Below are 26283 nucleotides of genomic sequence, written 5' to 3' on the forward strand. Positions count from 1 at the left end.
TTAGTCCCGGCGGAACCAGCCCACAATGGAAAGCCGTTCGTGATGAGTGGTCAGCACTTCGTGGGGCAGATTGGCACTCATGAAACAAACGAAACGACCCACAGCCGGCTCCACATCCTGGACCGCCTGCCCTTCCGGGTAGAGCCTTAGCTGTCCGCCCCATTCCGCCCGCCAGCTCGGGTTCAGATACAACACCGTGGAGACCACCCGGGCATCGTCATCCCGGAAACGGTCCACATGGCGCTCGTAATGAGCCCCGGGCGGGTATACCGCGTAATGACCTTCCCAGTGACGCAGGCCAAGGAAAAGGGATTGATTCAGAGCCAGGCGCAGCTGTTCAAGCTGATCCAGCCACAACCGCTCCGTACCCCGGGCGGCGGTGTCGTTCAACCAGCAAAGCCGGTCACCGCGAACCGCCCTCACCCGGGCCCGGGTAGCAGCGCGACCCACTGCCGCATCCCGGAAACTGCCGGATTTAAGGCGATAACGAAGCCGCCGACGCAGGCGCGCCGACTGCTCCCCGTCCACCAGGGAATCGGTGACGCCCCAACCCTGCCGGGCTAGGGCGTCCACCAAACCGTCCAGATTGGGCTGCAACCTACTGGATCTGTTGCTGTTCATCACCCTCGGGGGCTTCGGGAATATTCTCCAGCCATCCCCGGCCCACTTCCCGCTTCAAAGTCTTCACTCCCTCAGCCGAGATCTGGATCCCCACGGGCAAGCCTGGATTGATAACCAGACCCATGTTCTCTCCCATATTATCCAGCAGCATGGGAGCGGGGAAGGGGGTAGGGTACTCATAGCCCTCACGCTTACCGAGGAAACCTTCACAACGTTCTTTGCCAGTAAACAAGGTCAGCAGTTGTTCGCCTTCCTCATTTGTGGCCATCAGACTTTGCACCTTGGACAGAGAATCGCCCGGCTCCAACTTGCGGTTGAGAACCATCCAAAGATTGGCGCGCAAACTAGCTTGAAAAATGGTTCTCAAGGAGACCATACCGTCACGCCCGGACTGGATCAGAAACTCCAGTTCGTTGCGGATTTCAAAATCATCTTCCTTCGGAATGGGGTTTTCTTCAGCCATGCTTGTCTCCTAAACGATAAAGTAGGGTGAATCAGCGGATGGCACGCAGGGCGTGATCCAGATCCGCTTTCAGGTCATCCAGGTCTTCAATACCCACCGAGAGGCGCACCAGGGTGTCGCTGATCCCCAGCTTCTCCCGGTTGGCCTTGGGCACCGAGGCGTGGGTCATGATGGCCGGATGCTCGATCAGGCTCTCCACGCCACCCAGGCTTTCAGCCAGGGCAAACAACTCGGTGTTCTCCAGAAAATCACGCGCCTGGTCCAGGCCGCCCTTGAGCCAGATGGTAATCATTCCACCAAAGGCCTTCATCTGGCGCTTGGCCAAATCATGCTGGGGATGGCTCTCCAGCCCGGGATAGGCCACCTTCTCGACCTCCGGGCGGGCCTCCAACCATTGGGCCAGTTCCAGGGCACTCTCACAATGCCGCTCCATACGCAGGGACAGGGTCTTGAGACCGCGCAACGCCAGGAAGCTGTCAAAGGGGCCGCTGATGGCACCGGCCGAATTCTGCAGAAAGCCCACATCATCCGCCAGTTTCTCATCCTCGCCGATCACCACCACGCCACCGACCATATCGGAATGACCATTGAGATACTTGGTGGCCGAGTGCATCACCATGTCGATGCCATGGGTGATGGGCTGCTGCACATAGGGGGTGGCAAAGGTGTTGTCCGCCACGGTCAGAATGCCGTGCTTCTTGCCGATGGCGGCAATGGCGTCCAGATCCACCAGTTTCAGCACGGGGTTGGTGGGGGTCTCCACCCAGATCATCCGGGTTTCCGGACGGATAGCCGCTTCCACGGCCGCCGGATCGCGCATGTCCACGAAGCTGAAATCCAGACCGGCGGAGCGCTTGCGGACATTCTCGAACAGGCGATAAGTGCCACCGTAGAGATCATCCATGCAGATTACATGGCTACCGGAATCCAGCAGTTCCAGAATCGTGGCGGTGGCCGCCATGCCGGAGGCAAAGGCGTAGCCGCGGATCCCTTCCTCCAGGTCCGCGACGCAAGCCTCGTAGGCGGCGCGGGTCGGGTTCTGGGTACGGGAATACTCATAGCCCTGGTGCTCGCCGGGACTGGACTGCACATAAGTGGAGCTTGCGTAGATGGGGGTCATGATGGCGCCGGTACTCGGATCCGGTTTCTGGCCCGCATGAATGCCCCGCGTGGCCAGGCCATGGCGCTTTTTCTCAGACATAAACCTTCCTTAATCCTTGATGGTATTGCCCCGGCGCAGATAACCCAGCAGATCACTGCGGGTCACCATGCCGAGAAACTGTGATTCGTGAACCACCGCCAGGGCGGTGTCGATTTCCAGCCGTTCAGCCAGGTGGGGAATGGGCAAATCCACTTCCACGGAGGGAAAACCGGGATTCATCACTTCACCCACCGGGCGATCAAAGCCCTGCCCGGATTCCCGGATTCCCCGGATCAGGTCGCCTTCATTGAGCCCGCCCAGCATGCGATCCCCTTCCACCACCGGCAGCTGGGAAAAGCCGTTATCCCGCATGCGCTTGTGGGCGGTGGCCACGGTATCCTGACGGGAGACGGCCACGGTGGCCCTATCCTCGTGGGGCCGGCTGATGAGATCCCGCAGATCCCCGTAACGTTCCCGCTCGATAAAGCCCTGTTCCCACATCCAGTAATCGTTGTACAGGCGGGAGATGTAACGATTGCCGGTGTCACAGGCCAAGGTCACCACATTCTTGGGCTCGCTCTGATCCCGGCAGTAGCGCAGGGCCGCCGCCAGCAAGGTACCGGAAGATGAACCGGCCATGATGCCTTCCTCGGACAAGAGCTGGCGGGCAGTGAGAAAGGCCTCCTTGTCGGGCACCGAATAGGCCTTTTTGACAAAGCTCAGGTCCGCCACATCGGGGATGAAATCCTCACCGATGCCTTCCACCTGCCAGGAGCCGGCCTCCCCCATTTCCCCTTCATTGATATAGCGGGTCAGGACCGAACCTTCCGGGTCGGCCACGATCAGCTCCACATGGGGGGCATGTTCACGAAACCAGCGCCCCAGGCCGGTCACGGTGCCGCTGCTACCCACACCGATGACCACTGCATCCACCTTGCCGTCCAGCTGTTCATAGATTTCCGGTGCGGTGGTCCGCTCGTGGGCCAGGGCATTGTCCGGATTGCCGAACTGATTGATGAAATAGGCATTGCGCTCTTCGGCAATGCGCAGGGCCATATCCTGGTAGTACTCGGGGTGGCCCTTGGCCACGTCCGAGCGGGTCAGAATCACTTCCGCCCCCATGGCCCGGCAACTGGCGATCTTTTCCGGGCTCATTTTGTCGGGAATGATCAGCACCAGGGGATAGCCCTTCTGACGGGCCACCAGGGCCAGGGCCAGGCCGGTATTACCGGCGGTGCCTTCCACGATGGTCTCGCCGGGCTTGAGGTCGCCTCGTTTCTCGGCCTCCTCGATCATGGTCCGGGCAATCCGGTCCTTGACCGAGTGGGCGGGATTATTCAGTTCCAGCTTGGCAAAAAGGCGACATGAACCCGTGTCCAGTCGCTTCAGTTCCAGCATGGGAGTGCGCCCGATCATTTCCAGCGCATTTTGATAAATCTGCATGCTTCCTCCACCGGCGCACGACAAAGCCGCTTATTGTACGCCAAGCGGCCCTGAGACGGTAAACTGTGCCCATGAATAACTCCTCATCCAAGCGCCTGGACCAGTTGCAGCAGTGGGCTGTACGGGAACTGAGCGGAGTCAGCGACGAACCCCGGCTGGAGGCCCGTATCCTGCTTGCTCACGCCAGCGGCCTGGGCAACACCACCCTGATTGCCTTCCCCGAGCGGGAGGTGAGCGAAACGCAAGCGCGGTCCTTTCAGGCCCTGGTCAGACGACGTGCCCAGGGGGAGCCGGTGGCCTACCTGACTGAAGGGCGAGCATTTTGGACCCTGAACTTGAAAGTCGGGCCCGCCACGCTCATCCCCCGGCCGGAAACCGAACGCCTGGTGGAGCTGGCCGTTGAGAAACTGCCCCGGGAAGGCGTACGGGCCCTGGACATGGGCACCGGCAGCGGCGCCATCGCGCTTGCCCTGGCCAGCGAACGCCCTGCCTGGACGGTACTGGCCAGTGAAATTAACCCCGACACCTTGGCAATGGCCCGGGAGAACGCCCGAAACCTGGGGCTGACCATCGAGCTTATCCAGTCGGACTGGTTCGAGGCCATCCAGGAAAGGGAGCTGGACCTGATCGTCTCCAACCCCCCTTATATCCCCGACAACGACCCGCATCTGGGCCAAGGCGATCTTCGCTTCGAGCCCAGTGGCGCCCTGGCGGCCGGGGCCGATGGCCTGCGAGACATCCGTCGCCTGGTCGAGGACAGCCCCCACCATCTTCGCTCGGGAGGCTTTCTGATGCTGGAACACGGCTTTGACCAGGACCAGGCCGTTCGCGAGCTGTTGGAAGGGGCAGGCTTTTGCCGGATCGAGACCCACAAGGATCTGGCCGGGCACCCGCGGATCACTACTGCCTGCTTGTACAAGTAATAGTTGTACAAGCAGGCAAATTAAGGCAACTTTCTGCTCAACCAAGGGTTTCCCCCTTGAATGGGCAAAATTTTCACCGAAAAAACGACACAATTCACTTGTAATCGTACAAGTATAGTATAGGCTTTGAACTGTGCTCCACAGCCATGTGGGCACCGCCGGATCCGGGTAGCTCCCCCCTGCCCCATCCGGTGGCCGACGGCAAGAAGCACACAAAACGTCGGCGATTAGAAGAAGCCGGGACAACCGGCCACCCTTCCGACAGGCGAACGCTGCAAGGATGCAGATGATGCAAGCAACTCCCCACCGGGACCCTTACCCCAGGGTCCCGTTTTTTTTGGCGTTACAATGGGGGGATGGATACCATTCGCTATGCACGCCATCACGCCCTGCCGGGCTTCGGAGAGGCGGCCCAGGACCGGCTTGGACAAGCCCGCGTCCTATTGCTGGGCGCCGGGGGGCTGGGATGCGCCACCGCCGCCTATCTCACCGCCAGCGGCGTGGGTGAACTTCGAATCGCCGACTTCGACACCGTCGATCTGGCCAATCTTCAACGCCAGATTCTCTACCGCAGCGAGCAAACGGGCCAGGATAAAGTCGATGCGGCCATGACCCACCTCTCGGCCCTGAACCCTGAGATCCGGCTCATCGCCCTGCGCGAAAGAATGGACGAGGATTCCCTGCGCGCGCAGGCCGCCGAGGTGGACCTGATCGTGGATGGCTGCGATAACTTTCCCACCCGCTTTGCGGCCAATCGGGCCGCCGTGGCCACGGGCACGCCCCTGGTCTCGGGCGCAGCCATCCGCTGGCAGGGCCAGCTGGCCGTTTTCACCCCGGACACCGGCTGCTACGCCTGCCTATTCGAGGAAACCGCCGTGGAGGAGGACATGGGCAACTGTGCGCAGAATGGAGTGTTATCGCCTCTGGTGGGGGTAGTGGGCAGCTTGCAGGCAGTGGAAGCCATCAAGCTGTTGACCGGCCAGGGCCGGCACACGGCCGGCCGACTTCTGCGCTATGATGCCTTTTCCGGTGAGTGGCGCCAGAGCAGATTCGCCAAAGACCCCAATTGTCCCGTGTGTGGAGACCCGGCATGAGTGAAGGCCTTGTTGAAGAACAGGACCCCTTGAGCCGCCTGGATGTGGCGGACAATCAAAAGGCCCTGCAGCATTACCTGCTGGACTGCATTCCCCTCTTGCAGCATATGGCCGTGCAGGTGGATTCGGTGGATCGCGAGGCCGTGCGCATCAGCGCCCCACTGGCCCCCAACAGCAACCATATTGGTACGGCCTTTGGTGGCAGTCTGCACGGACTCGGAACTCTAGCCGCCTGGGGTTTTCTCTGGGTCATGCTGCGGGATCAGCCCGATGTGAGCCTGGTTATCCGGGACAGTCACATGCGCTATCAGAATCCGGCCACCGACCGGCTTTCCGCCATCTGCGAGCCCCCCAATGTGGGTCTGCTCAACCAGTTCCTGCGCGCCATCCAGCGCCGCAACAAGGCAGCCATTGATCTCACCGCCCGGGTGGAAAGCCAGGGGCAGAGCTGCGCCGAGTTTCAGGGCACATTCGTGGCCATTCGCAAACGAAGCAAGTAATCAGTGGCGGGTAGTGGAACCCTGGCTATCGCCGGCCGCATCCGGGGCGATGAACAGATTCTCCGCATCCACCGCATCAAACTCGTACTGGCGGCCACAGAACTGGCAGGCCACGCTTACCTGCCCCTGTTCGGCGACAATATCCCGGACTTCTTCCTGACCGATCCGGCGCAGCACATCGGCGATCTTGTCCCGGGAACAGGTACAACGGAAGGCCACCGGATGAGCTTCAAAGAGGCGGACATCATCTTCATGGTAAAGCCGGTGGAGCAGCTGCTCCACCGGCAGATGGCATAACTCGCCCTCGCTGACCGTCTCGGCCAGTGTCACGGTATGCCCCCAGCCGGCATCGTCCTCATCCTCGCCGGGCATCACCTGCAGCAACATGCCGGAAGCCGCATCATTATCGGCCGCCAGCCACATGCGCGTGGGCAGTTGCTCGGAGCGGGCGAAATACCCTTCCAGGCAAGCACCCAGGCTGTCGCCCTCCATGGGCACGATGCCCTGGTAGCGTTCAGACCGGCCTTCCTGCTCAATGGTGATGGCCATGGTGCCCTCGCCCACCAGATCCCGGAATCCGGCCTCATCGGGCAGCACTTCCTCGAACTGGGCCGTGCCCCGAATCACCAACTCGCTGGTGCATTGAACCACCAACAGACTGATGGGTCCCTGTCCCTGAACCTGCAGGGTCATGGCCCCGTCAAACTTCAAGGTGGAGGCCAACAGACTGGACGCCGCCATGGCCTGACCCAGCAGTTGGCGGACCGGCTCTGGATAATCCTGATGCTCCAGTGCTGCCTGCCAGCTGGCATCCAGGCGCACCACCTCCCCGCGAACGGGATACGCTTCAAACAGGAAGCGGTGCAGGCTGTCTGTCTGTTTGCCTGCCTGAGCCATGAATCAGCCTTCCAATTTCTTCTTGAGCAGTTCGTTGACCTGCTGGGGATTGGCCTTGCCCTTGGTGGCCTTCATCACCTGACCGACAAAGAAACCAAAGAGCTTGTCCTTGCCGCCGCGGTACTGTTCCAGTTGCTGGGGATTGCTCTCCATCACCTCATCGATAATGGGTTCGATGGCCGAGGCATCGGTAATCTGCTTGAGCCCCTTCTTGTCGATGATGGCATCGGCATCCCCTTCTCCGGCCCACATGGCCTCGAAGACTTCCTTGGCGATCTTGCCGGAGATGGTCTTGTCCTCGATCCGCTTGAGCAGACCGGCCAGACCCTCGGCATTGACGGGGGCCTCATTGATTTCCACGCCATCCTTGTTCAGGAAACCGGAGAAATCGCCCATCACCCAGTTAGCCGCCAGCTTGGCATCGCCGCCTGAAGCCTTGACCACCGACTCATAGAAATCCGCCATCTCCCGGGTAGCGGTGAGCACAGCGGCATCATAGGCCTTGAGCCCGTAATCCTTCATGAAGCGATCCCGCTTCTCGTCGGGTAACTCGGGCAGATCCGCCTTCACCCCATCAATAAAGCTCTGCTCGATTTCCAGGGGCAGCAAATCCGGGTCCGGGAAATAACGATAGTCATTGGCCTCTTCCTTGGTCCGCATGGAGCGGGTTTCGCCCTTGCTGGGATCAAAGAGACGGGTTTCCTGGATTATCTTGCCGCCGGATTCCAGCACATCAATCTGGCGCTCTACTTCGTAATCAATGGCCTTTTCCACGAAGCGGAAGGAGTTTACGTTCTTGATTTCTGTGCGGGTGCCGAATTCTTCCTGACCCTTGGGGCGAACCGAGACATTGGCATCACAACGGAAGGAGCCTTCCTGCATATTGCCGTCACAAATCTCCAAATAGCGCACCAGGGAGTGCAGCTTCTTCATGTAGGCAACCGCCTCCGAGGAGGAGCGCAGGTCCGGCTCGGAGACGATTTCCAGCAGCGGCGTCCCGGCCCGGTTGAGATCGATACCGGTCATGGTCTCGAAACCCTCGTGAAGGGACTTGCCGGCATCCTCTTCCAGATGGGCCCGGGTCACACCGACGGTCTTGATCGTGCCGTCGTCCAACTCAATATCCATGCTGCCTTCGTAGACCACCGGCAGCTCGTATTGGCTGATCTGATAACCCTTGGGCAGATCAGGGTAGAAGTAGTTCTTGCGGGCGAAAACAGAGCGCTCGGCAATCTTGGCGCCAACGGCCAAACCCAGCTTCACCGCCATACCCACCGCTTCCTTGTTGAGCACCGGCAGCATGCCCGGATAGCCCAGATCAATCAGGGAAGCCTGGGTATTGGGTTCAGACCCGTAGGTGGTGGAACTGCCGGAGAAGATCTTGCTCCGGGTACGCAGCTGAGCATGAATCTCAAGCCCGATGACGGTTTCCCATTCCATAATCACATTCCAGTTCTAACCGTAGGAGACCCTTTAAGCGGGTCAATGAGGGTTCACTCGATGCCGGTCGGCATCTGCCGATGCCAGTCCGTCTGCTGCTGGTACTGATGCGCCACATTCAGCAGACGACCTTCATCGAAGAAATTACCAATGATCTGCAAGCCCACCGGCAGCTTGTTGACGAAACCCGCCGGTACGGAAACCGCAGGCAGACCCGCCAAATTCACTGCAATGGTGTAGATGTCATTGAGATACATGGTGATGGGATCATCGGTCTTCTCGCCGATCCCGAAAGCGGGGGTGGGCGTGGTGGGCCCCATCAGCACATCCACCTCCTCAAAGGCACGAATAAAATCATCCCGGATCAGCTTGCGGGTTTTCTGGGCCTGCAAGTAGTAGGCATCGTAATAACCGGCGGACAAGACATAGGTGCCGGTCATCACCCGGCGCTTGACCTCGGGCCCGAAACCTTCACCCCGGGAGCGCTCGTAAAGATCCAGCAGATCCTTGGGGTCCTCGCAACGATAGCCGAAACGAACCCCGTCAAATCGGGACAGGTTGGAGGAACACTCGGCCGGCGCCACCACATAATAGGTGGGCACGGAAAGATTCAGATTGGGCAGATGCACTTCCCGGATCTCGGCGCCCATCTGGCGATAGACATCCAGGGCCGTTTCCACAGCCTTGCCGGTTTCGGCATCCAGTCCTTCATCAAAGAACTCACTGGGCACGCCAATCTTCAGGCCCTTGAGGTCATCCCCCAGGCTGGCGCAGTAGTCCGGCACGTCCTTCTCGGCGGAGGTGGAATCCCGCTCGTCGAATCCGGCCATAACCTGGGTCAACAGCGCCGCGTCTTCGGCGCTCTGGGTCAGGGTGCCGGCCTGATCCAGGCTGGAGGCAAAGGCGATCATGCCGTAACGGGAAACCCGCCCATAAGTGGGCTTGAAGCCGGTTAGTCCGGCCAGGGCCGCGGGCTGGCGAATGGAACCGCCGGTATCGGTACCGGTGGCCGCCGGCGCCATGCGGGCCGCCACAGCGGCCGCGGATCCCCCGGAAGAGCCGCCCGGCACCCGGGTCTCATCCCAGGGGTTCTTCACCGGGCCGTAATAACTGGTCTCATTGGAGGAGCCCATGGCGAACTCGTCCATATTGGTCTTGCCCAAGGTCACCACCCCGGCCTGGGCCAGGCGCTCCACCACCGTGGCGTCATAGGGGGAGACAAAATTGTCCAACATCCTGGACCCGCAACTGGTCTTGATGCCGCGGGTACAGAAAATATCCTTATGCGCCAGCGGCAAGCCGGTGAGCGGCCCGCCTTCACCGGCGGCAAGACGCTTGTCAGCTTCCCGGGCCTGGGCCAGGGCTTGGTCCGGCGTGGGCGTAATAAAGGCGTTGTAGCGCTCATCCAGCTTTTCGATCCGGTCCAGATAATGGCGGGTCAATTCTTCACTGGAGACATCACCCTTTTTCAGGGCGGCGGCAAGTTCGGCCAAAGTCTTGTCGTACATGCTCGGTGATCCTGTTGATGAACGGCTGGGCGTCGAGGCGACGTTATTCGAGGACGCGGGGCACCAGATACAGACCGGCTTCGGTGGCTGGCGCGTTCTGCTGGTACTCGTCGCGATGGTTTTCCTCGGTGACCCGGTCCTCCCGCAGGCGCTGGGCCATGTCCACGGGATGGGCCATGGGCGTCACATCAGCGGTATCGGCCTGGCCGAGCTGATCCACGAAATCCACGATGCGAGAGAGGTTTTGGGCGTAATCATCCACATCCCGCTCGTCGATACGCAGACGGGCGAGATGGGCAATATGGCGGACTTCGTCCGGACTGAGCGACATGGGCTAAAGCCTCCGATCTTCCCCTGAAACAAGCGGGGAAATTTATCACATGGGGCCCTGCGCCGTCATGGCCCGGTTTTCTCGGCGTCCGCCAAGCCCCCGTCAGACCGGCCGGAAAGACCCGCCGGGGCATGAAATTCACCCTGCGGGGCCCAAAATCACCCATAATGGGACGGAACAGCCTATTTTCGTTGCCCAATCAAGGGCCTGTTGATAAAGTACGCGCGGTGCGCAATCCCGTCCCGAGACGGACCATTTGCGCCGCGAATTCTCGATCACCGGCCACGGGTCCGCCATAATGCGGCTCCGGCCCACAGACCAAAGAAGAATACCCCCGATGTTTAACAGTATTCGCGGTTTTTTCTCCAGTGACCTCTCCATTGACCTGGGCACAGCCAACACGCTGATTTATGTTCGGGGCAAGGGGATCATTCTTGATGAACCTTCGGTCGTGGCCATCCGGGACGATCCGGCCCGGGGCACCAAGACCATTGAAGCAGTAGGTACCGAGGCCAAGCGCATGCTGGGCCGGACCCCCGGCAACATTGTGGCCATCCGGCCGCTGAAGGACGGTGTCATCGCCGACTTCAACGTGACCGAGAAGATGCTGCAGTTCTTCATCCGCAAGGCCCACGGCTCCCGTCACTTCCGCCCCAGCCCCCGGGTCGTGGTCTGTGTCCCTTATGGCTCCACCCAGGTAGAGCAGCGGGCGATCAAGGAATCGGCGGCTGGCGCCGGGGCACGGCGCGTGATTCTGGTGTATGAACCGATGGCCGCGGCCATCGGGGCGGGCATGCCGGTCCACGAGGCCAAGGGCTCCATGGTGCTGGACATCGGTGGCGGGACCTCCGAAGTGGCGGTCATCTCTCTGGATGGCATCGTTTACGCCAATTCCGTGCGCATTGGCGGCGACCGCTTCGACGAATCCATCGTCAACTATGTCCGCCGCAACTACGGCACCCTGATCGGCGAAGCCACCGCCGAGCGCATCAAGCAGGAAATCGGCTCGGCCTTCCCCGGCGAGGAAATCCGGGAAATCGAGGTCAAGGGCCGTCACTTGTCCGAGGGGGTTCCCCGGGCCTTTACTCTTAATTCCAACGAGATTCTGGAAGCCCTGCAGGAGCCCCTGGCAGGCATCGTGGGTGCGGTGAAGACCGCCCTGGAGCAGACCCCCCCGGAACTGGGTTCCGATGTGGCCGATCGGGGCATCGTTCTGACCGGCGGTGGCGCTCTGCTGCGCGACCTGGATCGACTGCTGATGGAAGAAACCGGCATCCCGGTATTGGTGGCGGACGATCCACTCACCAGCGTAGCCCGTGGCGGTGGTCGGATACTCGACATCCTGGATGAACAGGGCAGTGAAATCTTCTCGGTGGAATGAGGCAACCATTCAGCGGCATACTGGCAAGACCACCTCGTTACGCGGGGCATGCAAACCTGACCTTCAGACGGCGGCCCGCAGGGGCCGCCGCCTCTGATTGAGGTGCCTGATGGCCTCCGCATTTAGCAATACGCGCAATCCCAAGCTATTCGGGACCGGCCCATCCCCTTTGATCAGAGCCGGCATGCTGGCGCTATTGTCCATTGTCATTATTGCCCTGGACCACCGGGAAGGCCATCTTGACCGGGCCCGACAGGCCCTGTCGGTGCTGACCTATCCCATTCAATTGATGGTGGACCTCCCGCATAGCGCCCTGGAACGTGCCTCGGAAAGCCTGGCCACACGAGAGTACCTGCTGAGGGAAAACCGGGTCTTGCAGGAGCGCCAGCTCGAACTGAGTGCTCGAACTCAGCGTCTGGAAAGTCTGGAAGCGGAAAATGAAAGGCTAAGGGAACTGTTGCAGTCCGGCGCTCGGGTGGGAGAGCGGATTCTGGCCGCCGAGCTGCTGCAGGTGGATTTGGATCCCTTCCGGCATCGCGTTGTGGTGGACAAGGGCAGTCGGGATGCGGTCTACCCGGGTCAGCCCCTGCTGGACGCGGACGGGGTGATGGGGCAGGTTACCCATACCGGCCTGTTCGGCGCGGAAGCTATCCTGATCACCGATCCCAGTCATGCCATTCCGGTGGAAGTGAACCGCAACGGCTTGCGGACCATTGCCCTGGGGACCGGCGACATCACCCGCCTGGACCTGCCCTATCTACCCAATAGTGCCGATATCCGTCCCGGTGACCTGCTGGTCACCTCGGGACTGGGCATGCGGTTCCCGCGTGGCTACCCCGTGGGCACCGTGACCGATGTCCGCCGACGGCCCGGTGAAACCTTTGCCGCCATCCATGCCGAACCCACTGCGGCCCTTAATCGCAGCCGGGAAGTCCTGCTGGTCTGGCGGGCGGACGGCACGCCCTTTGAGCGGGACCCGCTGGGCGAACCCCCGCTGCAGCGGGACATGAGGGACGAGGAAAGCCTGCCGGGTGATGACAGCCCGCCACCCGTGCCGCCAGAGGAGCCTGTGGATGAGTGATCAGCCCGCCCAAGGGCGCTGGGCCATCATGCTGTCACTGCTGGCCGCCCTGATGCTGAATATCTGGCCATTGCCCGAGATGGCTCAGCTGCTTCGTCCTGACTGGGTTGCCCTGGTTCTGATCTACTGGATCCTGGCCATTCCCCATCGGGTCAATGTGGGCACCGCCTGGCTGGCCGGACTGGTGCTGGATGCCCTCACCGGCAGTGTCCTGGGTCAGCATGCCCTGGCACTCGCCGTACTGGCTCTGCTGGTGTCAGGGATTCACCTGCGCGTCCGGGTCTTTCCAGTCTGGCAACAAGCGATCACTGTCATGGCACTTTTGACCGTTTACGAGGTCATTCTCTTGATGGTTGAGGGTGCCACCGGGCAACTTCACAACCTGGAATGGCGCTGGGCCCCGGTACTCACAGGGACGCTTTTCTGGCCCTGGGTCCTGTTTCTGCTGCGTTTTTTGCGGCGCCGATTCAACGTCGCATAGGCCATGTCGGACCTGCACATTCGCAATCAGAATAAGGATCGCCGCCTGTATTTCAATCGGGCGGTCCTGGCAGCGGTGGTCGCAACCGGGCTGTTGCTGCTGCTTGTGACGCGAATGTTCATCCTTCAGGTAGTGGATTATCAGCATTACTCGACCCTGGCCGACGGTAACCGGGTTCGCGTGGAACCCATTCCACCGACCCGGGGCCTGATTTATGACCGGGAAGGCCGGGTGCTGGCCGAGAACCTGCCCACCTATCAGCTGGAGCTGATTCCCGAGCAAGTAGAGGATGTCCATCAGACCATCCAGGCCCTGGGTGAAATCATCGACATCCAAGAGCAGGATCAGGAGCGCTTCTTCCGCCTTCTGGACAGCCAGCGCCGTTTTCAGCCCGTCCCCATCCGCCAAAACCTCAGCGATGAAGAAGTCGCCCGTTTCTCCGTGGAGCGACAACGCTTTCCAGGCGTGGATATCCGGGCCCGGCTGGCCCGGCATTATCCCTACGGGGAGAAGATGTCCCATATCGTGGGCTATCTGGGTGCCATCAGCCGGCAAGACCTGCAGCGCATCGATCGCAGCCGTTACAGCGGCACCACCCGGATCGGCAAGGCCGGCATCGAATTTTCCTATGAACCGATTCTCCACGGTGGTGCGGGCAGTCGCCGGGTGGAAACCAATGCCCAGGGCCGGGTCATTCGTACCCTGGACGTGCGCGAACCCGCCGTGCCGGGGGATGACCTCTATCTAAGCGTGGACGCGGAACTGCAGCGAGTGGCCTGGAATGCTCTGGAAGGTCACTCCGGCGCCGTGGTGGCACTGGACCCCCGGGACGGGAGCGTGCTGGCCAAGGTCAGTCGTCCCGCCTTCGACCCCAATCGCCTGGTAGCCGGCTTGCAGAGCGAGGCCTTCCGCGACATGCAGAATGACCCGGAACGCCCCCTGTTTAATCGGGCCACCCGGGGTCGCTATCCTCCGGGCTCCACCATCAAGCCTTTCCTGGCCCTGGCCGGCATGGATGCCACGGACGTGGACCCGGATGACACCATCAATTGCACCGGGGAGTTCCATCTGGAAGGCCGGGATCGCCCCTTCCGGGACTGGCTGAGGCGAGGCCACGGCCCCACTGACCTGCACAAGGCGGTGGTGGAGTCCTGCGACATCTACTTCTATAAGCTGGCCATGGAACTGGGGATAAATAATATCCACCGCTATCTGACCCAGTTTGGTCTGGGGGCCCAGGCCAGCATCGACATCCCGGGGGAAAGCGCCGGCGTCATCCCTTCCCGGGAATGGAAACGCCGAACCATGGGGGAAGGCTGGTACCACGGGGAAACGGTCATCGCCGGTATCGGTCAAGGTTACATGCTGTCCACCCCCCTGCAGCTGGCAAAAGCCACCGCCGGCATGGCCAATCATGGCTACCTGCACAATCCACGAATTCTGATGGGCACGCGCAATGCCTTTACCCGGGAATATGAAACCATGTCACCGCCGGAGGCCTATCGATCCGAACTGCTGGCGGCCATTTCCGATACCCGCTGGGAGCGAGCCATCGATGCCATGGTGGATTCGGTCCATGGCGAACGGGGAACGGCCCGATCCATAGGATTCAGCTCCCCTTACTCCATTGCCGGCAAGACCGGAACCGCCCAGGTCTTCGGGTTGGAAGAAGATGAAGAATACGATCACGAGGGGCTTGCCCGTCACCTGAGGGATCACGCCCTGTTCATTGCCTTCGCCCCGGCGGAGAACCCGACCATTGCAATCTCGGTGCTGGTGGAACATGGCGGTGGCGGGGGCTCGGTGGCGGCACCAGTAGCCCAAAAGGTGATGGATTACTACCTGCTGAAACGAAACAACGACGATCAGGCGGGGAACGACGATGCCGATTGACACCCTGCACAATGGGCAGAATCCAAGCTATGGCAGCCTCGCCGTCCTGCGGCTGGATGGCTTGCTGATTGGGGGACTGCTGGCCCTGTGCGGATTCGGCCTGGTAGTACTTTACAGCGCCGGGGGAGAAAGCAGCAGTCTCTTGCTCCGCCAAATGACCCACATGGGCCTGGGCCTGGCCATCATGGTGGTCCTGGCCCAACTGCCCCCCGTTCTATTTCTTCGCTGGGCGCCCTGGCTTTTTCTGCTCGGCCTGGGCTTGCTGGTGGCGGTATTACTGGTCGGGGAGATGGGCAAGGGAGCTCAGCGCTGGCTGGATCTGGGCATTGTCCGTTTCCAGCCAAGCGAGATGATGAAGCTGGTGGTTCCCCTGGCCATCGCGTGGTACCTGCATGAACGGCCCATGCCGCCCCGTTGGTGGCAAGTGCTTTTGGTCCTGGCCTGCATCATGCTGCCGGTTGGCCTGATCGCCCTACAACCCGATCTGGGTACATCCCTGCTGGTGGCCACCGCCGGCTTCTTCGTGCTCTTCCTGGCGGGCCTGCGCTGGCGCTACATGGTTGCCGGACTGCTGATCCTGGCCGCCGCCCTGCCCTTGCTATGGGCCAATCTGCACGAATACCAGCGCCAGCGGATTTTAACCTTCCTTAATCCCGAGTCCGACCCCCTGGGTACCGGTTATCACATCATCCAGTCCAAGATCGCCATCGGTTCCGGCGGGTTCTTCGGCAAGGGCTGGACGGAAGGGACCCAATCCCAGCTCCAATTCCTGCCCGAGCGGTCCACCGACTTCATCTTTGCGGTCATGGGAGAAGAGTTCGGCCTGATGGGGGTTATCATTCTGGTACTCATCTATCTCTTCATCTTCTGGCGAGGCATGGTGCTGGCATTGCGGGCCCAGGACAACTTCGGCCGACTGGTGGGGGGCAGTCTCATGCTCACCTTCTTCGTTTATATCTTTGTCAATACCGGCATGGTCACCGGCCTGATGCCCGTGGTGGGGGTCCCCCTCCCCATGGTCAGTTATGGCGGTACTTCCATGGTGACCCTTATGGCCAGTTTCGGTATTCTCATGAGCATTAACGGCCATCGTCGCTTCATGTCATAGGAGCCCACCCAGGGAATGAAAAGCGTCCTGTTCTCAACATTACTGTTCTGCCTTTCCACATCCATGCCCCTTGCGGCCCAAACCGCTTACCATGAGCGGCAGGACGTACAAGCCTTCGTCAACGAGATGGTGGTAGAACACGGCCTTGACCGGGAATGGCTGCTTTCGGTTCTGGCCGATGTGGAGCAACGCGAATCAGTACTGGAAGCCATTGCCAGCCCGGCCGAGGCCATGCCTTGGTATCGCTACCGTCCCATCTTCATGACCGATGCCCGAATCCAGGGGGGCGTGGATTTCTGGGAGGAACACGAGCATACCCTGCGGCGGGCCGAAGAGACCTTCGGGGTGGACGCCGCCATGATTGTGGCCATCATTGGCATCGAAACCTATTACGGCCGTCACCAGGGTACCCACCCGGTATTGGACTCTCTGGTTACCCTGGGCTTCGACTATCCTCCGCGGGCCGCTTTCTTTCGCAGCGAGCTGGGCCAGCTGTTCCTGCTCGCCGACGAGGAAGACCTGGACATTCATACACTCAAGGGCTCCTACGCCGGCGCCATGGGGGCCGGTCAGTTCATTTCATCCAGCTACCGGACCTACGCCGTGGATTTCAGCAACAGCGGCCAACGGGACCTGTTCAATGACTGGGAAGATGCCATCGGCAGCGTTGCCAACTATTTCTCCGAACACGGCTGGCAACGGGGAGAAGCGGTGGTAGTCCCGGCCATCCTGCCCGATGACCTGGAGATGGAGAAACCGGCCCCGCTGACACGAAAAAAAGCCGGCAGCTTGAGAGAAGCCGGGCTCGTCTTCACTCAGGGCGTGGATAACGACAAGCAGGTCCTGCCGGTTCGCCTGGAGCTGGAGGATGAAAATGCCTGGTGGGTCGGACTCAATAACTTCTGGGTGATCACCCGCTACAACCATAGCCCGCTGTACGCCATGGCCGCCTGGGAACTGAGTCGGGCCATTGAGCAGGAGAAACGTGACCGTGGTTGAACAGCATCCTTCACGAAACATTGTGCTGCTGGGTAGCCTGTTGCTACTGGCTGCCTGCGCCCCACTGGAAGTCCAGGACAGTGGCCCCTCCAGTCCGCCGGAGGGTCTGGACCAAGTTCAGGAGCCCATTCCGAAGGAGGAGCCTCGCAGTCCCTACGGCAACCCGGACCGCTATGAAGTCTTTGGTCAGACCTACCATGTGCTGGATTCCGCCCAGGGCTATTCCGAGGAGGGCATTGCCTCCTGGTACGGCAAGAAATTTCACGGCGAGCGAACCAGCAGCGGCGAGACCTATGACATGTACGCCCTCACCGCGGCCCATACCAGCCTGCCCCTGCCCACTTATGTGCGGGTCACGCATCTGGAAAACGACCGCAGCATCGTGGTGCGGGTCAATGACCGGGGTCCTTTCGCCCACAACCGCATCATCGACCTGTCCTATGCCGCCGCCCACCGCCTGGACATGGCCGATGCGGGAACTGCGCCGGTGCGGGTAGAAGCCCTCACCGGCCAGTCCGGCCAGGCTCAGGTAGGCGACGAACCGGTCCATATCCAGGTGGGCGCCTTCCGGGATGGTGATAATGCCCAGGATCTGAAGCGGCAACTGGAGTCCCGTGACATTACCCCCATCCGGATCCAGCAGGAGGGCAATGGCCGGCGGGCCGTACACCGGGTGCAAGTCGGACCGATTTCCGGGGAACAGAACGTGGAAAATCTGCTCCAACGTCTGCGTGAAGCGGGAATCCACGAAACCCGCCTGATTCGTTCCTGACAATCGCCAGCACAATGAATCCTATTTCCCGCGATTGCCTGCTAAAATAGCAGGCTTCGCTTGTACCAACACCATGGACCCAATCAGGTAGACCCAACGATGACCTTCTCTGCTCGCAACCTGAGATACCTCGCCGCCGCCACTTTCATGCTGGTGAGCGGCTCACTCCTGGCCAGCCCCATTCCTTCCGCCCCCTCGGTGGACGCCAACAGCTATGTGCTGATGGACTTTCACAGCGGTGGGCTCCTGGCGGATATGGAGCCGGATAAATCCGTGGAACCGGCCAGCATTACCAAGGTCATGACCGGCTATGTGGTATTCAGTGCCCTGGAAAGCGGCAGTATCAGCCTGGATGACCAGGTCATTGTCAGCGAGCGGGCCTGGCGCATGCCCGGATCACGGATGTTCGTTGAAGTCGGGCGGGAAGTCACCGTCGAGGACCTGCTCCAGGGCATGATCATTCAGTCCGGCAACGATGCCAGTGTCGCCCTCGCCGAGCACGTGGCCGGCTCCGAGGCCGCCTTCGTGGACATGATGAACCAGTATACCCAGCAGCTTGGCATGGAAAACACCAGCTATGCCAACAGCACCGGGCTGCCGGATGAGAACCAGTACACCACGGCCTACGACACGGCTCTGCTGGCCCGGGCCCTGATAAAGGACTTCCCCGATTACTACGACTGGTACTCAGAGCGGGAATTTACCTACAACGGCATCCGGCAGAACAACCGCAATACCCTGTTGTGGCGGGATGATTCCGTGGACGGCATCAAGACCGGCCATACCCGCTCGGCCGGTTACTGCCTGGTCACCTCGGCACAACGCGACGATGCCCGCCTGGTATCCGTGGTGATGGGCTCCAGCAGCGAGCGCTCCCGGGCCGATGCGAGTCAGACCCTGCTCAACTACGGTTTTCGATTCTTTGAAACCCACAGGCTTTATGCCGCCGGCGAAAGCCTCGCCGAAGAACGGGTCTGGGGTGGCGCTGCGGACTCGGTGCCGCTGGGCCTGGAGGAAGCCCTTTATGTCACCGTCCCACGGGGCCGCTACAACGACCTTGAGCCGATCATGAACATCAGCGGGCGCCTGGATGCCCCAATACGCGAAGGGGATGAGCTGGGCACCGTCCGGGTCAGTCTGGATGGCGAGACCGTCGCGGAACGTCCGGTCTTTGCAAAGAATGACGTGGCTTCCGGCAGCCTGTGGCGCCGCCTGGTGGATCGCGTCAAACTCTTCTTCGAATAAACCCGGACGAGACCATGGCCCAACCATTCCCCATCGCCTGGTTCAACGGCCGATTCCAGCCGCTGGAGGAGATCCGGCTGTCGCCCCTGGATCGGGGATTTCTATTCGCCGACGGCGTCTATGAAGTTATCCCGGTCTATCAGGGGCACCCCTTCCAGCTGGAAGCCCATCTAGACCGGCTGGATTACAGCCTGGACGGGATCCGTCTGCCGAATCCCATGAGCCGGCAGGACTGGCGGGAGATGGTGGAAACCCTTATCCAGGGAAATGGGGGGGGTGACATGACCATCTACTTCCAGGTGACTCGTGGTGCTGACCATCAGCGGGATCACGGTTTCCCCGGCGATGACGTGGAAGCCACCCGCTTCGCCATGGCCAGCCCCCTGCCAGTGCTACCCGAACGGATTCGCCGGGAAGGGGCCCGGGCCTGCCTGGTGGCGGACACGCGCTGGGCCCGTTGTGATATCAAGAGCATTGCCCTGCTGCCCAATGTCCTGGCCAAGCAACAAGCCCGCGAGCAGGGCGCCGATGAAGCCCTTTTTCACCGGGATGGTGAGCTTGTGGAAGGCAGCTCCACCACCCTGTTCCTGGTGGTGGATGGTGTCATCCTCACACCGCCCAAGAGCCACGCCATCCTGCCCGGCATTACCCGGGACGTGATCATCGAACTGGCCAAGGAGGCCGGTTTGTCTGTACGGCAGGAAGCCATTCCGCTAAGCCGTCTGTCGCAGGCCAGCGAAGCCTGGATCTCCAGCTCCAGCCGGGAAATGGTGCCCCTGACCCGAGTGGGAGAGCAGCCCATCGGCCAAGGTGATCCCGGTCCGGTATGGAAACGCCTGCAGGATGCCTTGGTGAAAACCTCCAGACAGAACCGCAGTGAACCGGCATGAGCAAGCAGATCGACGAACACAATACACCGCTGGAATTCCCCTGCGACTTTCCCTTGAAGATCATGGGTCGGGATGAAGCCGGGTTCCGTGAACATGTCATTGAGATCGTCAGCCGTCAGGCCGGCGCGGACTCGGTGGTGGCTATTCGTGACCGGGAAAGCCGCGGTGGCCGTTTCATTTCCCTGACCGTGACCGTGCGGGCCCAAAGCCGGCCTCAGCTGGATGATATCTACCGGGCACTGCACGCCTCCGACCGCGTGCTCATGACCCTCTGATCACATGGCCACTCCTTCTCACCAACTGCCCCTCCCCCCCCCGGAATTCAGCGACCTGGGTCGTCGCGATTTCGACCCGGTCTGGGCGGAAATGAAGACCTGGACGCTGTCTCGGGACGGCAGCGAACCGGACCGGATCTGGCGTGTGGAACATCCGCCGGTCTTCACCCTGGGACTGGCCGGCAAACATGAACATGTCCTGGCCCCGGGTGACATCCCGGTGATTGACATCGACCGTGGCGGACAGGTGACCTATCACGGCCCGGGTCAGCTGATAGTCTATCCACTGATCAATCTACGCCGCCTCAAGTTGGGAATCCGGGCCTTGGTGGAAGCCCTGGAGCATGCCGTGGTCGATACCCTGGCCGACTACGGCATCCCCGCTGCCAACCGACCCGACGCCCCCGGAGTGTATGTGGAAGGCCGCAAGATTGCGGCCCTGGGCTTACGAGTCCGAAACGGCTGCACTTACCATGGTCTGGCCTTCAACGTGAATATGGACCTATCCCCATTCAACCGCATCAATCCCTGCGGCTATGCCGGTATGGAAGTCACCCAGGTTTCCGAGCAGGGCGGTCCGTCGGATCCGGACGTGGTCTGGCAGGATCTTCAACCCCATCTAATCCATCGCCTGGGTTATCCATCCCCGAAGTAAGCAACACCTGATCTCCCACCAGTAGCGACTACCGTTTCTCCTGTACCACGTCTTGCGCTGCGGGCCGAGCCGAACATGCGTCTTTAAACCAGCGATGAGACCATCCCTCAGAAGAAACCGGAGCCATATAGGCTCCGGTTTCTTACGCGCTATGAATCGGTTTCTTCAGCGGGACGCCGGGTCCAGATCCACCCTTCCACCGCCAGATCCTCATCCAGCTGCGGTGGCGCCATGGCCCGACCCTCAATGAAATCCAGGCCGGCCAGGCAGCAATGGGCCGCATCCAGCACATCAGCCTGGGCCAGCATGGCCTGAGCCGCCGTGGAACGGGCGGCAGGCGGTTTCAGCTGTTCGGACCAGCCATTCATGATTTCATCCCGCAAAGCCTGCTGTGCGGCGGGCTTGTAGCGCTTCCACGGCAGGCCATGCACTCTCAGGGTGGCGGCCGGGTAAACCTCGATTACACCGCCTTCCTCACCGGCACCCGGATGCCAGAGCAGGGGCAGACGACGACCACTTTCCTGTCGCAATGCCGCAAGCAAAGAAAGCGCCGCCCGGGCAGTGCGGGCAATGAAATTGGCGCCCACTTCCATGGGGCGACAGCCCGTCTGTGCCTGGATGAAGCGGTCACAACGGCGATGGAAAAGAGCATCGGCGGACGCTGTCATGGCTTCTCCCGCCCGATGGTCGGCCAAGGCCCGTCCCAGGTCCCGCGGCCAGCCCAGGGGAGCATCCAGACAGATCAGGGGCCGCTCAAAGAGGGCCAGCCATTGGCTAAGTCGCGCCACGGGCGACAAGTGAGCCCCATTACAGGCTTCGATCAGCTGCCAACGCTCCTGCCCCGGACACGCCAGGGCCAGACCGGTCTTTTCAGGGGCCGTGGCACAATCCACCCCGATAATGGCATCCCAAGTCATTGGGCCTCCTCGCCACTCATCCCTCTCAGAAGACGATGCTCCAGCTCCGATAGCCGCTCCGGCGTACCCACATCCAGCCAAAGGCCTGCATGATGGACGCCGCCCACCCGGCCGGCACGAGCCGCCTCTCGCAGCCTCGGGGCCAGGGGCCACGCCCCGCCGGGGGCATCGGCAAACAGGCGAGGATCATAGACCCCCACGCCGGAGAAGGTCAGGCGCTGCCCGCCCTGCTCACTGACCCGGCCCGCCCGGAGACCAAAATCACCATCCGGGTTGTGCGAGGGGTTATCCACCAAGAGCAATGTGGCCAGATCGCCGGGCGCCAGGGCAATACCATCTAGGGGGGCATCACAGAACACATCGCCATTGACCACCATGAAGGGCTCGCTGCCCAAAAGCGGCAACGCCCGCTGAATACCGCCCCCGGTTTCCAGTGCTGGCCAGCCCTCTTCAGAATATCGGATGGTCACCCCCAACCGACTGCCATCCCCCAGGGCAGTCCGGATCTGATCCCCCAACCAGCCCAGATTGATCACAATCTCTCGCCAGCCGAAATACGCCAGGCGTTCAATCTGATGCTCGATCAACGGCCGTCCGGCCACACTGAGCAAAGGCTTGGGGCATTGGTCTGTCAGCGGTCGCATCCGCTGTCCGCGACCTGCTGCCAGCACCATGGCCCGCCGGCTCATACCGCTGCTCCCCGGGCTTCACCAGGGGCAAAGTGAAGCAGCGGTGCCAAACATTCGGCCAGCTCCGTGTTCCCCCGGGCCCTTTCATCCGCTGCCGAGGCCCGCAGGTACTGGAAGAAACGGGGCACATCCTTGAGGTAATGGGGTTTTCCATCCCGACGTGCAATCCGGGCAAAGATGCCAATCACCTTGATATGACGATGAGCCGCCATCCAACAACAATCCGATAGAAACGCATCCTCGGATTCAGGCAGTGGCAGGCCCTGGGCCCAGGCCTGGCGATAATAGGCCAGCAAGCCCTCGGTGACCTTGCCCGGCTCAAAACTGTAGAAGGCATCCATGAACAGGCAAACCGGGTCATAGCTAATGGGCCCCTGTACCGCATCCTGAAAATCAATCACCCCTGGCAAAGGCGGAGAGGCCATCAGGTTGCGGGGCATAAAATCCCGGTGCACAAAAACCCGAGCCTGGGCCAAAGCGCGGCGACAAAGGGCCTCGAAGCTTTCGGCGAATCGCTGCTGCTCGGTCTCACATAGGCGCAGACCTAAAACCTCGGCCAAATACCAGTCGGGAAACAGCCGCAATTCCCGCATTAGCAGGTCCTGGTCATAGACGGGCAACCCATCGCTGGCCGTATGCGACTGCATGCGGACCAGGGCGGGGATTGCCGCTGCCATCAATGGGGCGGGGTCGCTGTGGGCAAAGGCTTGCAGATAGGTCTCACGGCCCAGATCCTCCAGCAGTAAAAAACCCTGCCGGCGATCCTGGGCCAGCACCGCCGGAACACGGATCCCGGCAGCCATCAAACGGGCGCCCACGTTCAAAAACGGACCCAGATCTTCCTGGCCAGGCGGGGCATCCATGGCCACCCGGGGGACATCGGCCACGCCCTCGATTCGAAAATAACGTCGAAAGGAGGCATCCACCGAAGCGGGCACCATACGAATATCCGCCTCTGGATACAGGGCAGACAGCCACTCTCGCAGTGCCCTGGCTCGGGCGTCTTCGCTCATGGGAGATATCCTTCCTGCTCATTCCGCAAGGGATACAGATTACACAGACTGGGCTTGGAGGCACAGGGGGCCACGGCGGGGCTTGCAGGGGAAGTCAGCTTATGCGAGTTTACCGCGCGCCCATATCCGGCCATTATGATGGTCATCCTGCCCACCCAGGGAAGTAAACAGCGGTGTCCTTGCAGCAAAGGCTGAAAAAAATCAGTGGCCCCCAAGGGCTGACCACTTCCGGCACCCTGGCCGGAAGTGGTGCACCAACGACGGTAGCACTACTGCTCATGCCGCTGCTGCTGTTGCTGCTGCCCCCCACCGCAATGGCCCAGCTGGAGCCAGAGGAGCCCCAGCCATGGCGGCTATGCCCGGCCTGGCCCCCGGAACGCCCCTCGGAAACCGTGGGACCGCCACCCGATCCGGACACTCCGATTGAAGTACTGGCCGACTACCAGGAATCCATTGTCGACGACTTCTCGCTGTTCCGGGGTGATGTCCATCTGAGTCAGGGCACCCGCCATCTCAAGGCGGACGAAATGCTGTATCGCTCGCGCGACAACCAAGTCAGCCTGTTTGGTGATGTTTCTTTCATGCAGAATGACCTGGCCTTCACGGGGACGGAAGCCAGCTTTGACCTGACCGAGGACCGGGGGGAATTTCAGCAGGCCGGCTTCCGTCTGCTGGATCGCCATGCACGAGGAGAGGCGCAAACCCTGAACCGACCGGACGGGGAAACCACCCTGCTGGAAGACCTGATGTACACCACCTGCCCGGAGGACAATCGGGACTGGGAAATGCATGCCCGGGAACTGCGATTGCATCATGATCAGGGGCGCGGCGTTGCCCGACACATGCGGCTGGATTTCAAGCGCGTGCCCTTTTTCTATACCCCCTGGCTGAGCTTTCCCATCGATGATCGCCGCAAGACCGGCTTTCTATTCCCGGATTTCGGCCGCTCCAGCCGTCACGGCACCGAGTTTGCCCTGCCCTGGTACTGGAACATCGCACCCAATTTCGACACGCTACTGACTCCCCATTACCGCAGCGAACGGGGCACTCAGCTCTACACCGAAACCCGCTATCTGACCCAGCGCAATGAGGGCCAGTTGAACCTGGATTACCATCCGAATGACCGAATATATGGGGACGACCGCTACTACTACAACTACCGCCACGAAACCCAATTTCCCCGCAGTTGGCAACTGAATGCCAATATCCAGCGTGCATCAGACCCAGATTACTTTCTGGATCTGGACAGTGGCCCGGGGGCCCGTTCGCGAACCTATCTACCCCAAACGGTCACATTGAGTCAGAACACCGACTGGTACCGTTTCAGCAGTCGTTTTCGCATGTTCCAGACCATCGACGATGAGATAGAGCAAGCCGACCTGCCCTATCGGGAAATGCCGGATCTGCAGCTGAATTCGGATTTACCCATCGGACAGAGTCCCTTCCATGCGGAGCTGCGCAACCGTTTTACCCGTTTCGAACGGGCCGACGCCATTGAAGCGGACCGCCTGCATCTTCATCCCCGGGTCAGCGCCCGCTTTGGCCCCCCCGGCTGGTTTGTCCAGCCTTCTTTGGGTGCCCAGTACACTCAGCATGATCTGAAGCACGCGGCACTCAATGAGGATGAAGACAGCGTGGTATTCACCCCGGGCGAGTCCCTCAGCCTTAGCCGCAGTACACCCGTATTCAGTCTGGATTCGGGACTGGTAATGGAACGCCCCTTCGCCGGCAGTGACCGCCTGGTCCAGACGCTGGAGCCCCGGCTGTTCTACCTCAACGTCCCGGCGGATGCCGAACAGAACCTGCTGCCGCGGTTCGATACCCGGGAAATGGACTTCACCTTCGCCAGCCTGTTCATGGAGGACCGTTTCGTGGGACCGGACCGGCTGGGAGACGCTAACCAACTGGGGGTAGCCGTAACCTCCCGGATCCTGGACCGGGCCTCGGGGCGCAACCTCTTGAGCGGCAGCCTGGGCCAGATTCGCTACTTTGATGACCGGGAAGTACAGCTTGGCAACGATCAGGTGGTGGACCAGCCACGCTCCGAGCTGGCGGGTGAACTGCAATTATCGCCCACCGAGAGCCTGAGCGCCCGAACCACCGTGCTGTGGGACCCGGAAGATCGACAAACCACCCGCAGCGCGATACAGTTCCAATATCGTCCCGAGCCCCGGCAGGTGGTCAATATCGGCTACAGGAATCGCCGGGACCGTCTTGACCAGGTTGACGTCTCATTCGCCTGGCCCGTGACAGATCGCATCCGCTTCTTTGGCCGCTGGAATCATTCCCTCCAGGATGATGAAACCCTGGACCGTTTCGCTGGTCTGGAATATGAGAGTTGCTGCTGGGCGTTGAGATTCACCTCTCGACGCCATATCTACAATCGGGACGGGGATGTGGACCGTTCCTTCATGATCCAGCTGGAACTCAAGGGAATGGGCGGCGTGGGTCAGACGGTGGACTCCTTCCTGGAGGAAGAAGTCATGGGCTACGGCTATCGCGAATACGACTAAATCAAGAGTT

General features: G+C 61.0%; 26 protein-coding genes. 15 read left to right on the forward strand and 11 right to left on the reverse strand.

Annotated features, from left to right (window positions below):
- From J2T60_RS06745 to J2T60_RS06760, 4 genes are read right to left on the reverse strand one after another with little or no spacing between them, the layout of a single operon-like run.
- Nucleotides 1-621, reverse strand: coding sequence for a 2OG-Fe(II) oxygenase (locus J2T60_RS06745; RefSeq protein WP_253447164.1), 621 nt, complete (start codon nt 619-621; stop codon nt 1-3).
- Nucleotides 599-1084 carry an SseB family protein gene (locus J2T60_RS06750; protein WP_253447167.1) on the reverse strand — a complete coding sequence of 162 codons (486 nt, stop codon included), beginning with the start codon at nt 1082-1084 and terminating at the stop codon, nt 599-601. Before J2T60_RS06750 ends, J2T60_RS06745 begins: the two co-directional genes overlap by 23 nt.
- A 31-nt stretch (nt 1085-1115) precedes the next feature.
- On the reverse strand, nt 1116-2285 hold the full coding sequence (locus J2T60_RS06755) for a cystathionine gamma-synthase (RefSeq protein ID WP_253447170.1): 1170 nt from the start codon (nt 2283-2285) through the stop codon (nt 1116-1118).
- Nucleotides 2286-2294: 9 nt separating this feature from the next.
- Entirely contained in the window at nt 2295-3668 is a 1374-nt protein-coding gene (locus J2T60_RS06760; RefSeq protein ID WP_253447173.1) for a pyridoxal-phosphate dependent enzyme, read from the reverse strand.
- Between the two features lie 71 nt (nt 3669-3739).
- Here J2T60_RS06760 and prmC point away from each other — a divergent pair, with 71 nt between their 5' ends.
- The 3 genes from prmC to J2T60_RS06775 all read left to right on the forward strand — a co-directional run bounded on the left by prmC (nt 3740) and on the right by J2T60_RS06775 (nt 6185).
- Complete coding sequence (gene prmC, locus J2T60_RS06765; RefSeq protein ID WP_253447176.1) at nt 3740-4591, forward strand: peptide chain release factor N(5)-glutamine methyltransferase; 852 nt, start codon at nt 3740-3742, stop codon at nt 4589-4591.
- 356 nt (nt 4592-4947) lie between these two features.
- On the forward strand, nt 4948-5685 hold the full coding sequence (locus J2T60_RS06770; protein ID WP_253447179.1) for a HesA/MoeB/ThiF family protein: 738 nt from the start codon (nt 4948-4950) through the stop codon (nt 5683-5685).
- The gene (locus J2T60_RS06775; protein WP_253447182.1) at nt 5682-6185 is read left to right on the forward strand and encodes a YiiD C-terminal domain-containing protein; all 504 of its coding nucleotides are present in this window, start codon (nt 5682-5684) and stop codon (nt 6183-6185) included. Before J2T60_RS06770 ends, J2T60_RS06775 begins: the two co-directional genes overlap by 4 nt.
- Here J2T60_RS06775 and hslO read toward each other — a convergent pair whose 3' ends face one another.
- Genes hslO through gatC form a run of 4 tightly spaced genes read right to left on the reverse strand, consistent with a single transcriptional unit; the run spans nt 6186 to nt 10361 of the window.
- Nucleotides 6186-7082, reverse strand: a complete 897-nt coding sequence (gene hslO / locus J2T60_RS06780; RefSeq protein ID WP_253447186.1) for an Hsp33 family molecular chaperone HslO — start codon at nt 7080-7082, stop codon at nt 6186-6188. It lies immediately after the preceding gene.
- Between the two features lie 3 nt (nt 7083-7085).
- Nucleotides 7086-8522, reverse strand: coding sequence for an Asp-tRNA(Asn)/Glu-tRNA(Gln) amidotransferase subunit GatB (gene gatB / locus J2T60_RS06785; protein ID WP_253447189.1), 1437 nt, complete (start codon nt 8520-8522; stop codon nt 7086-7088).
- 53 nt (nt 8523-8575) lie between these two features.
- Entirely contained in the window at nt 8576-10030 is a 1455-nt protein-coding gene (gatA, locus tag J2T60_RS06790; protein ID WP_253447191.1) for an Asp-tRNA(Asn)/Glu-tRNA(Gln) amidotransferase subunit GatA, read from the reverse strand.
- A 43-nt stretch (nt 10031-10073) separates the two neighbouring features.
- A complete protein-coding gene (gene gatC, locus J2T60_RS06795) occupies nt 10074-10361 on the reverse strand; it encodes an Asp-tRNA(Asn)/Glu-tRNA(Gln) amidotransferase subunit GatC (protein WP_253447194.1) in 288 nt (95 codons plus the stop codon).
- Between the two features lie 337 nt (nt 10362-10698).
- On the opposite strand from gatC, the gene J2T60_RS06800 reads away from it, so the two are divergent.
- The 11 genes from J2T60_RS06800 to lipB all read left to right on the forward strand — a co-directional run bounded on the left by J2T60_RS06800 (nt 10699) and on the right by lipB (nt 21141).
- Nucleotides 10699-11742: a rod shape-determining protein gene (locus J2T60_RS06800; protein ID WP_253447196.1), complete on the forward strand. Its 1044-nt coding sequence runs from the start codon at nt 10699-10701 to the stop codon at nt 11740-11742.
- Nucleotides 11743-11851: 109 nt separating this feature from the next.
- Nucleotides 11852-12823 (forward strand): rod shape-determining protein MreC, encoded by a 972-nt coding sequence (gene mreC / locus J2T60_RS06805; protein WP_301288318.1) that lies wholly within the window; start codon nt 11852-11854, stop codon nt 12821-12823.
- Nucleotides 12816-13304 carry a rod shape-determining protein MreD gene (mreD, locus tag J2T60_RS06810; protein WP_253447202.1) on the forward strand — a complete coding sequence of 163 codons (489 nt, stop codon included), beginning with the start codon at nt 12816-12818 and terminating at the stop codon, nt 13302-13304. Before mreC ends, mreD begins: the two co-directional genes overlap by 8 nt.
- Nucleotides 13305-13307: 3 nt before the next feature.
- Complete coding sequence (gene mrdA / locus J2T60_RS06815; RefSeq protein WP_253447205.1) at nt 13308-15197, forward strand: penicillin-binding protein 2; 1890 nt, start codon at nt 13308-13310, stop codon at nt 15195-15197.
- Nucleotides 15187-16305: a rod shape-determining protein RodA gene (gene rodA / locus J2T60_RS06820; RefSeq protein WP_253447208.1), complete on the forward strand. Its 1119-nt coding sequence runs from the start codon at nt 15187-15189 to the stop codon at nt 16303-16305. Before mrdA ends, rodA begins: the two co-directional genes overlap by 11 nt.
- Nucleotides 16306-16320: 15 nt before the next feature.
- A complete protein-coding gene (gene mltB, locus J2T60_RS06825) occupies nt 16321-17304 on the forward strand; it encodes a lytic murein transglycosylase B (RefSeq protein ID WP_253447211.1) in 984 nt (327 codons plus the stop codon).
- Nucleotides 17297-18076, forward strand: coding sequence for a septal ring lytic transglycosylase RlpA family protein (locus J2T60_RS06830; protein WP_253447214.1), 780 nt, complete (start codon nt 17297-17299; stop codon nt 18074-18076). Before mltB ends, J2T60_RS06830 begins: the two co-directional genes overlap by 8 nt.
- A gap of 99 nt (nt 18077-18175) precedes the next feature.
- A complete protein-coding gene (locus tag J2T60_RS06835; protein WP_253447217.1) occupies nt 18176-19321 on the forward strand; it encodes a D-alanyl-D-alanine carboxypeptidase family protein in 1146 nt (381 codons plus the stop codon).
- 14 nt (nt 19322-19335) lie between these two features.
- Nucleotides 19336-20211 carry a D-amino acid aminotransferase gene (locus tag J2T60_RS06840; RefSeq protein ID WP_253447220.1) on the forward strand — a complete coding sequence of 292 codons (876 nt, stop codon included), beginning with the start codon at nt 19336-19338 and terminating at the stop codon, nt 20209-20211.
- Complete coding sequence (locus J2T60_RS06845; RefSeq protein WP_253447223.1) at nt 20208-20486, forward strand: YbeD family protein; 279 nt, start codon at nt 20208-20210, stop codon at nt 20484-20486. The genes J2T60_RS06840 and J2T60_RS06845 overlap by 4 nt, the downstream gene beginning before the upstream one ends.
- A 4-nt stretch (nt 20487-20490) precedes the next feature.
- Complete coding sequence (gene lipB, locus J2T60_RS06850; protein ID WP_253447226.1) at nt 20491-21141, forward strand: lipoyl(octanoyl) transferase LipB; 651 nt, start codon at nt 20491-20493, stop codon at nt 21139-21141.
- Between the two features lie 149 nt (nt 21142-21290).
- On the opposite strand, the gene J2T60_RS06855 is transcribed toward lipB, so the two are convergent.
- Genes J2T60_RS06855 through J2T60_RS06865 form a run of 3 tightly spaced genes read right to left on the reverse strand, consistent with a single transcriptional unit; the run spans nt 21291 to nt 23760 of the window.
- On the reverse strand, nt 21291-22058 hold the full coding sequence (locus J2T60_RS06855; RefSeq protein WP_253447229.1) for a DUF429 domain-containing protein: 768 nt from the start codon (nt 22056-22058) through the stop codon (nt 21291-21293).
- Nucleotides 22055-22747: an N-acetylmuramate alpha-1-phosphate uridylyltransferase MurU gene (gene murU, locus J2T60_RS06860; protein WP_253447232.1), complete on the reverse strand. Its 693-nt coding sequence runs from the start codon at nt 22745-22747 to the stop codon at nt 22055-22057. The genes J2T60_RS06855 and murU overlap by 4 nt, the downstream gene beginning before the upstream one ends.
- A complete protein-coding gene (locus tag J2T60_RS06865) occupies nt 22744-23760 on the reverse strand; it encodes an aminoglycoside phosphotransferase family protein (RefSeq protein ID WP_253447235.1) in 1017 nt (338 codons plus the stop codon). The genes murU and J2T60_RS06865 overlap by 4 nt, the downstream gene beginning before the upstream one ends.
- A gap of 173 nt (nt 23761-23933) precedes the next feature.
- Here J2T60_RS06865 and J2T60_RS06870 point away from each other — a divergent pair, with 173 nt between their 5' ends.
- Nucleotides 23934-26273 (forward strand): LPS-assembly protein LptD, encoded by a 2340-nt coding sequence (locus tag J2T60_RS06870; RefSeq protein ID WP_253447238.1) that lies wholly within the window; start codon nt 23934-23936, stop codon nt 26271-26273.
- The last annotated feature ends 10 nt before the right edge of the window (nt 26274-26283 follow it).

It is taken from the genome of Natronospira proteinivora (assembly GCF_024170465.1).
Lineage (GTDB): Bacteria > Pseudomonadota > Gammaproteobacteria > Natronospirales > Natronospiraceae > Natronospira > Natronospira proteinivora.

What these genes read in the sequence shown, in the direction of transcription:
- J2T60_RS06745 (WP_253447164.1), bottom strand. Translation starts at nt 621, where the DNA reads ATGAACAGCAACAGATCCAGTAGGTTGCAGCCCAATCTGGACGGTTTG.
- J2T60_RS06750 (WP_253447167.1), bottom strand. Translation starts at nt 1,084, where the DNA reads ATGGCTGAAGAAAACCCCATTCCGAAGGAAGATGATTTTGAAATCCGC.
- J2T60_RS06755 (WP_253447170.1), bottom strand. Translation starts at nt 2,285, where the DNA reads ATGTCTGAGAAAAAGCGCCATGGCCTGGCCACGCGGGGCATTCATGCG.
- J2T60_RS06760 (WP_253447173.1), bottom strand. Translation starts at nt 3,668, where the DNA reads ATGCAGATTTATCAAAATGCGCTGGAAATGATCGGGCGCACTCCCATG.
- prmC (WP_253447176.1), top strand. Translation starts at nt 3,740, where the DNA reads ATGAATAACTCCTCATCCAAGCGCCTGGACCAGTTGCAGCAGTGGGCT.
- J2T60_RS06770 (WP_253447179.1), top strand. Translation starts at nt 4,948, where the DNA reads ATGGATACCATTCGCTATGCACGCCATCACGCCCTGCCGGGCTTCGGA.
- J2T60_RS06775 (WP_253447182.1), top strand. Translation starts at nt 5,682, where the DNA reads ATGAGTGAAGGCCTTGTTGAAGAACAGGACCCCTTGAGCCGCCTGGAT.
- hslO (WP_253447186.1), bottom strand. Translation starts at nt 7,082, where the DNA reads ATGGCTCAGGCAGGCAAACAGACAGACAGCCTGCACCGCTTCCTGTTT.
- gatB (WP_253447189.1), bottom strand. Translation starts at nt 8,522, where the DNA reads ATGGAATGGGAAACCGTCATCGGGCTTGAGATTCATGCTCAGCTGCGT.
- gatA (WP_253447191.1), bottom strand. Translation starts at nt 10,030, where the DNA reads ATGTACGACAAGACTTTGGCCGAACTTGCCGCCGCCCTGAAAAAGGGT.
- gatC (WP_253447194.1), bottom strand. Translation starts at nt 10,361, where the DNA reads ATGTCGCTCAGTCCGGACGAAGTCCGCCATATTGCCCATCTCGCCCGT.
- J2T60_RS06800 (WP_253447196.1), top strand. Translation starts at nt 10,699, where the DNA reads ATGTTTAACAGTATTCGCGGTTTTTTCTCCAGTGACCTCTCCATTGAC.
- mreC (WP_301288318.1), top strand. Translation starts at nt 11,852, where the DNA reads ATGGCCTCCGCATTTAGCAATACGCGCAATCCCAAGCTATTCGGGACC.
- mreD (WP_253447202.1), top strand. Translation starts at nt 12,816, where the DNA reads ATGAGTGATCAGCCCGCCCAAGGGCGCTGGGCCATCATGCTGTCACTG.
- mrdA (WP_253447205.1), top strand. Translation starts at nt 13,308, where the DNA reads ATGTCGGACCTGCACATTCGCAATCAGAATAAGGATCGCCGCCTGTAT.
- rodA (WP_253447208.1), top strand. Translation starts at nt 15,187, where the DNA reads ATGCCGATTGACACCCTGCACAATGGGCAGAATCCAAGCTATGGCAGC.
- mltB (WP_253447211.1), top strand. Translation starts at nt 16,321, where the DNA reads ATGAAAAGCGTCCTGTTCTCAACATTACTGTTCTGCCTTTCCACATCC.
- J2T60_RS06835 (WP_253447217.1), top strand. Translation starts at nt 18,176, where the DNA reads ATGACCTTCTCTGCTCGCAACCTGAGATACCTCGCCGCCGCCACTTTC.
- J2T60_RS06840 (WP_253447220.1), top strand. Translation starts at nt 19,336, where the DNA reads ATGGCCCAACCATTCCCCATCGCCTGGTTCAACGGCCGATTCCAGCCG.
- J2T60_RS06845 (WP_253447223.1), top strand. Translation starts at nt 20,208, where the DNA reads ATGAGCAAGCAGATCGACGAACACAATACACCGCTGGAATTCCCCTGC.
- lipB (WP_253447226.1), top strand. Translation starts at nt 20,491, where the DNA reads ATGGCCACTCCTTCTCACCAACTGCCCCTCCCCCCCCCGGAATTCAGC.
- J2T60_RS06855 (WP_253447229.1), bottom strand. Translation starts at nt 22,058, where the DNA reads ATGACTTGGGATGCCATTATCGGGGTGGATTGTGCCACGGCCCCTGAA.
- murU (WP_253447232.1), bottom strand. Translation starts at nt 22,747, where the DNA reads ATGAGCCGGCGGGCCATGGTGCTGGCAGCAGGTCGCGGACAGCGGATG.
- J2T60_RS06865 (WP_253447235.1), bottom strand. Translation starts at nt 23,760, where the DNA reads ATGAGCGAAGACGCCCGAGCCAGGGCACTGCGAGAGTGGCTGTCTGCC.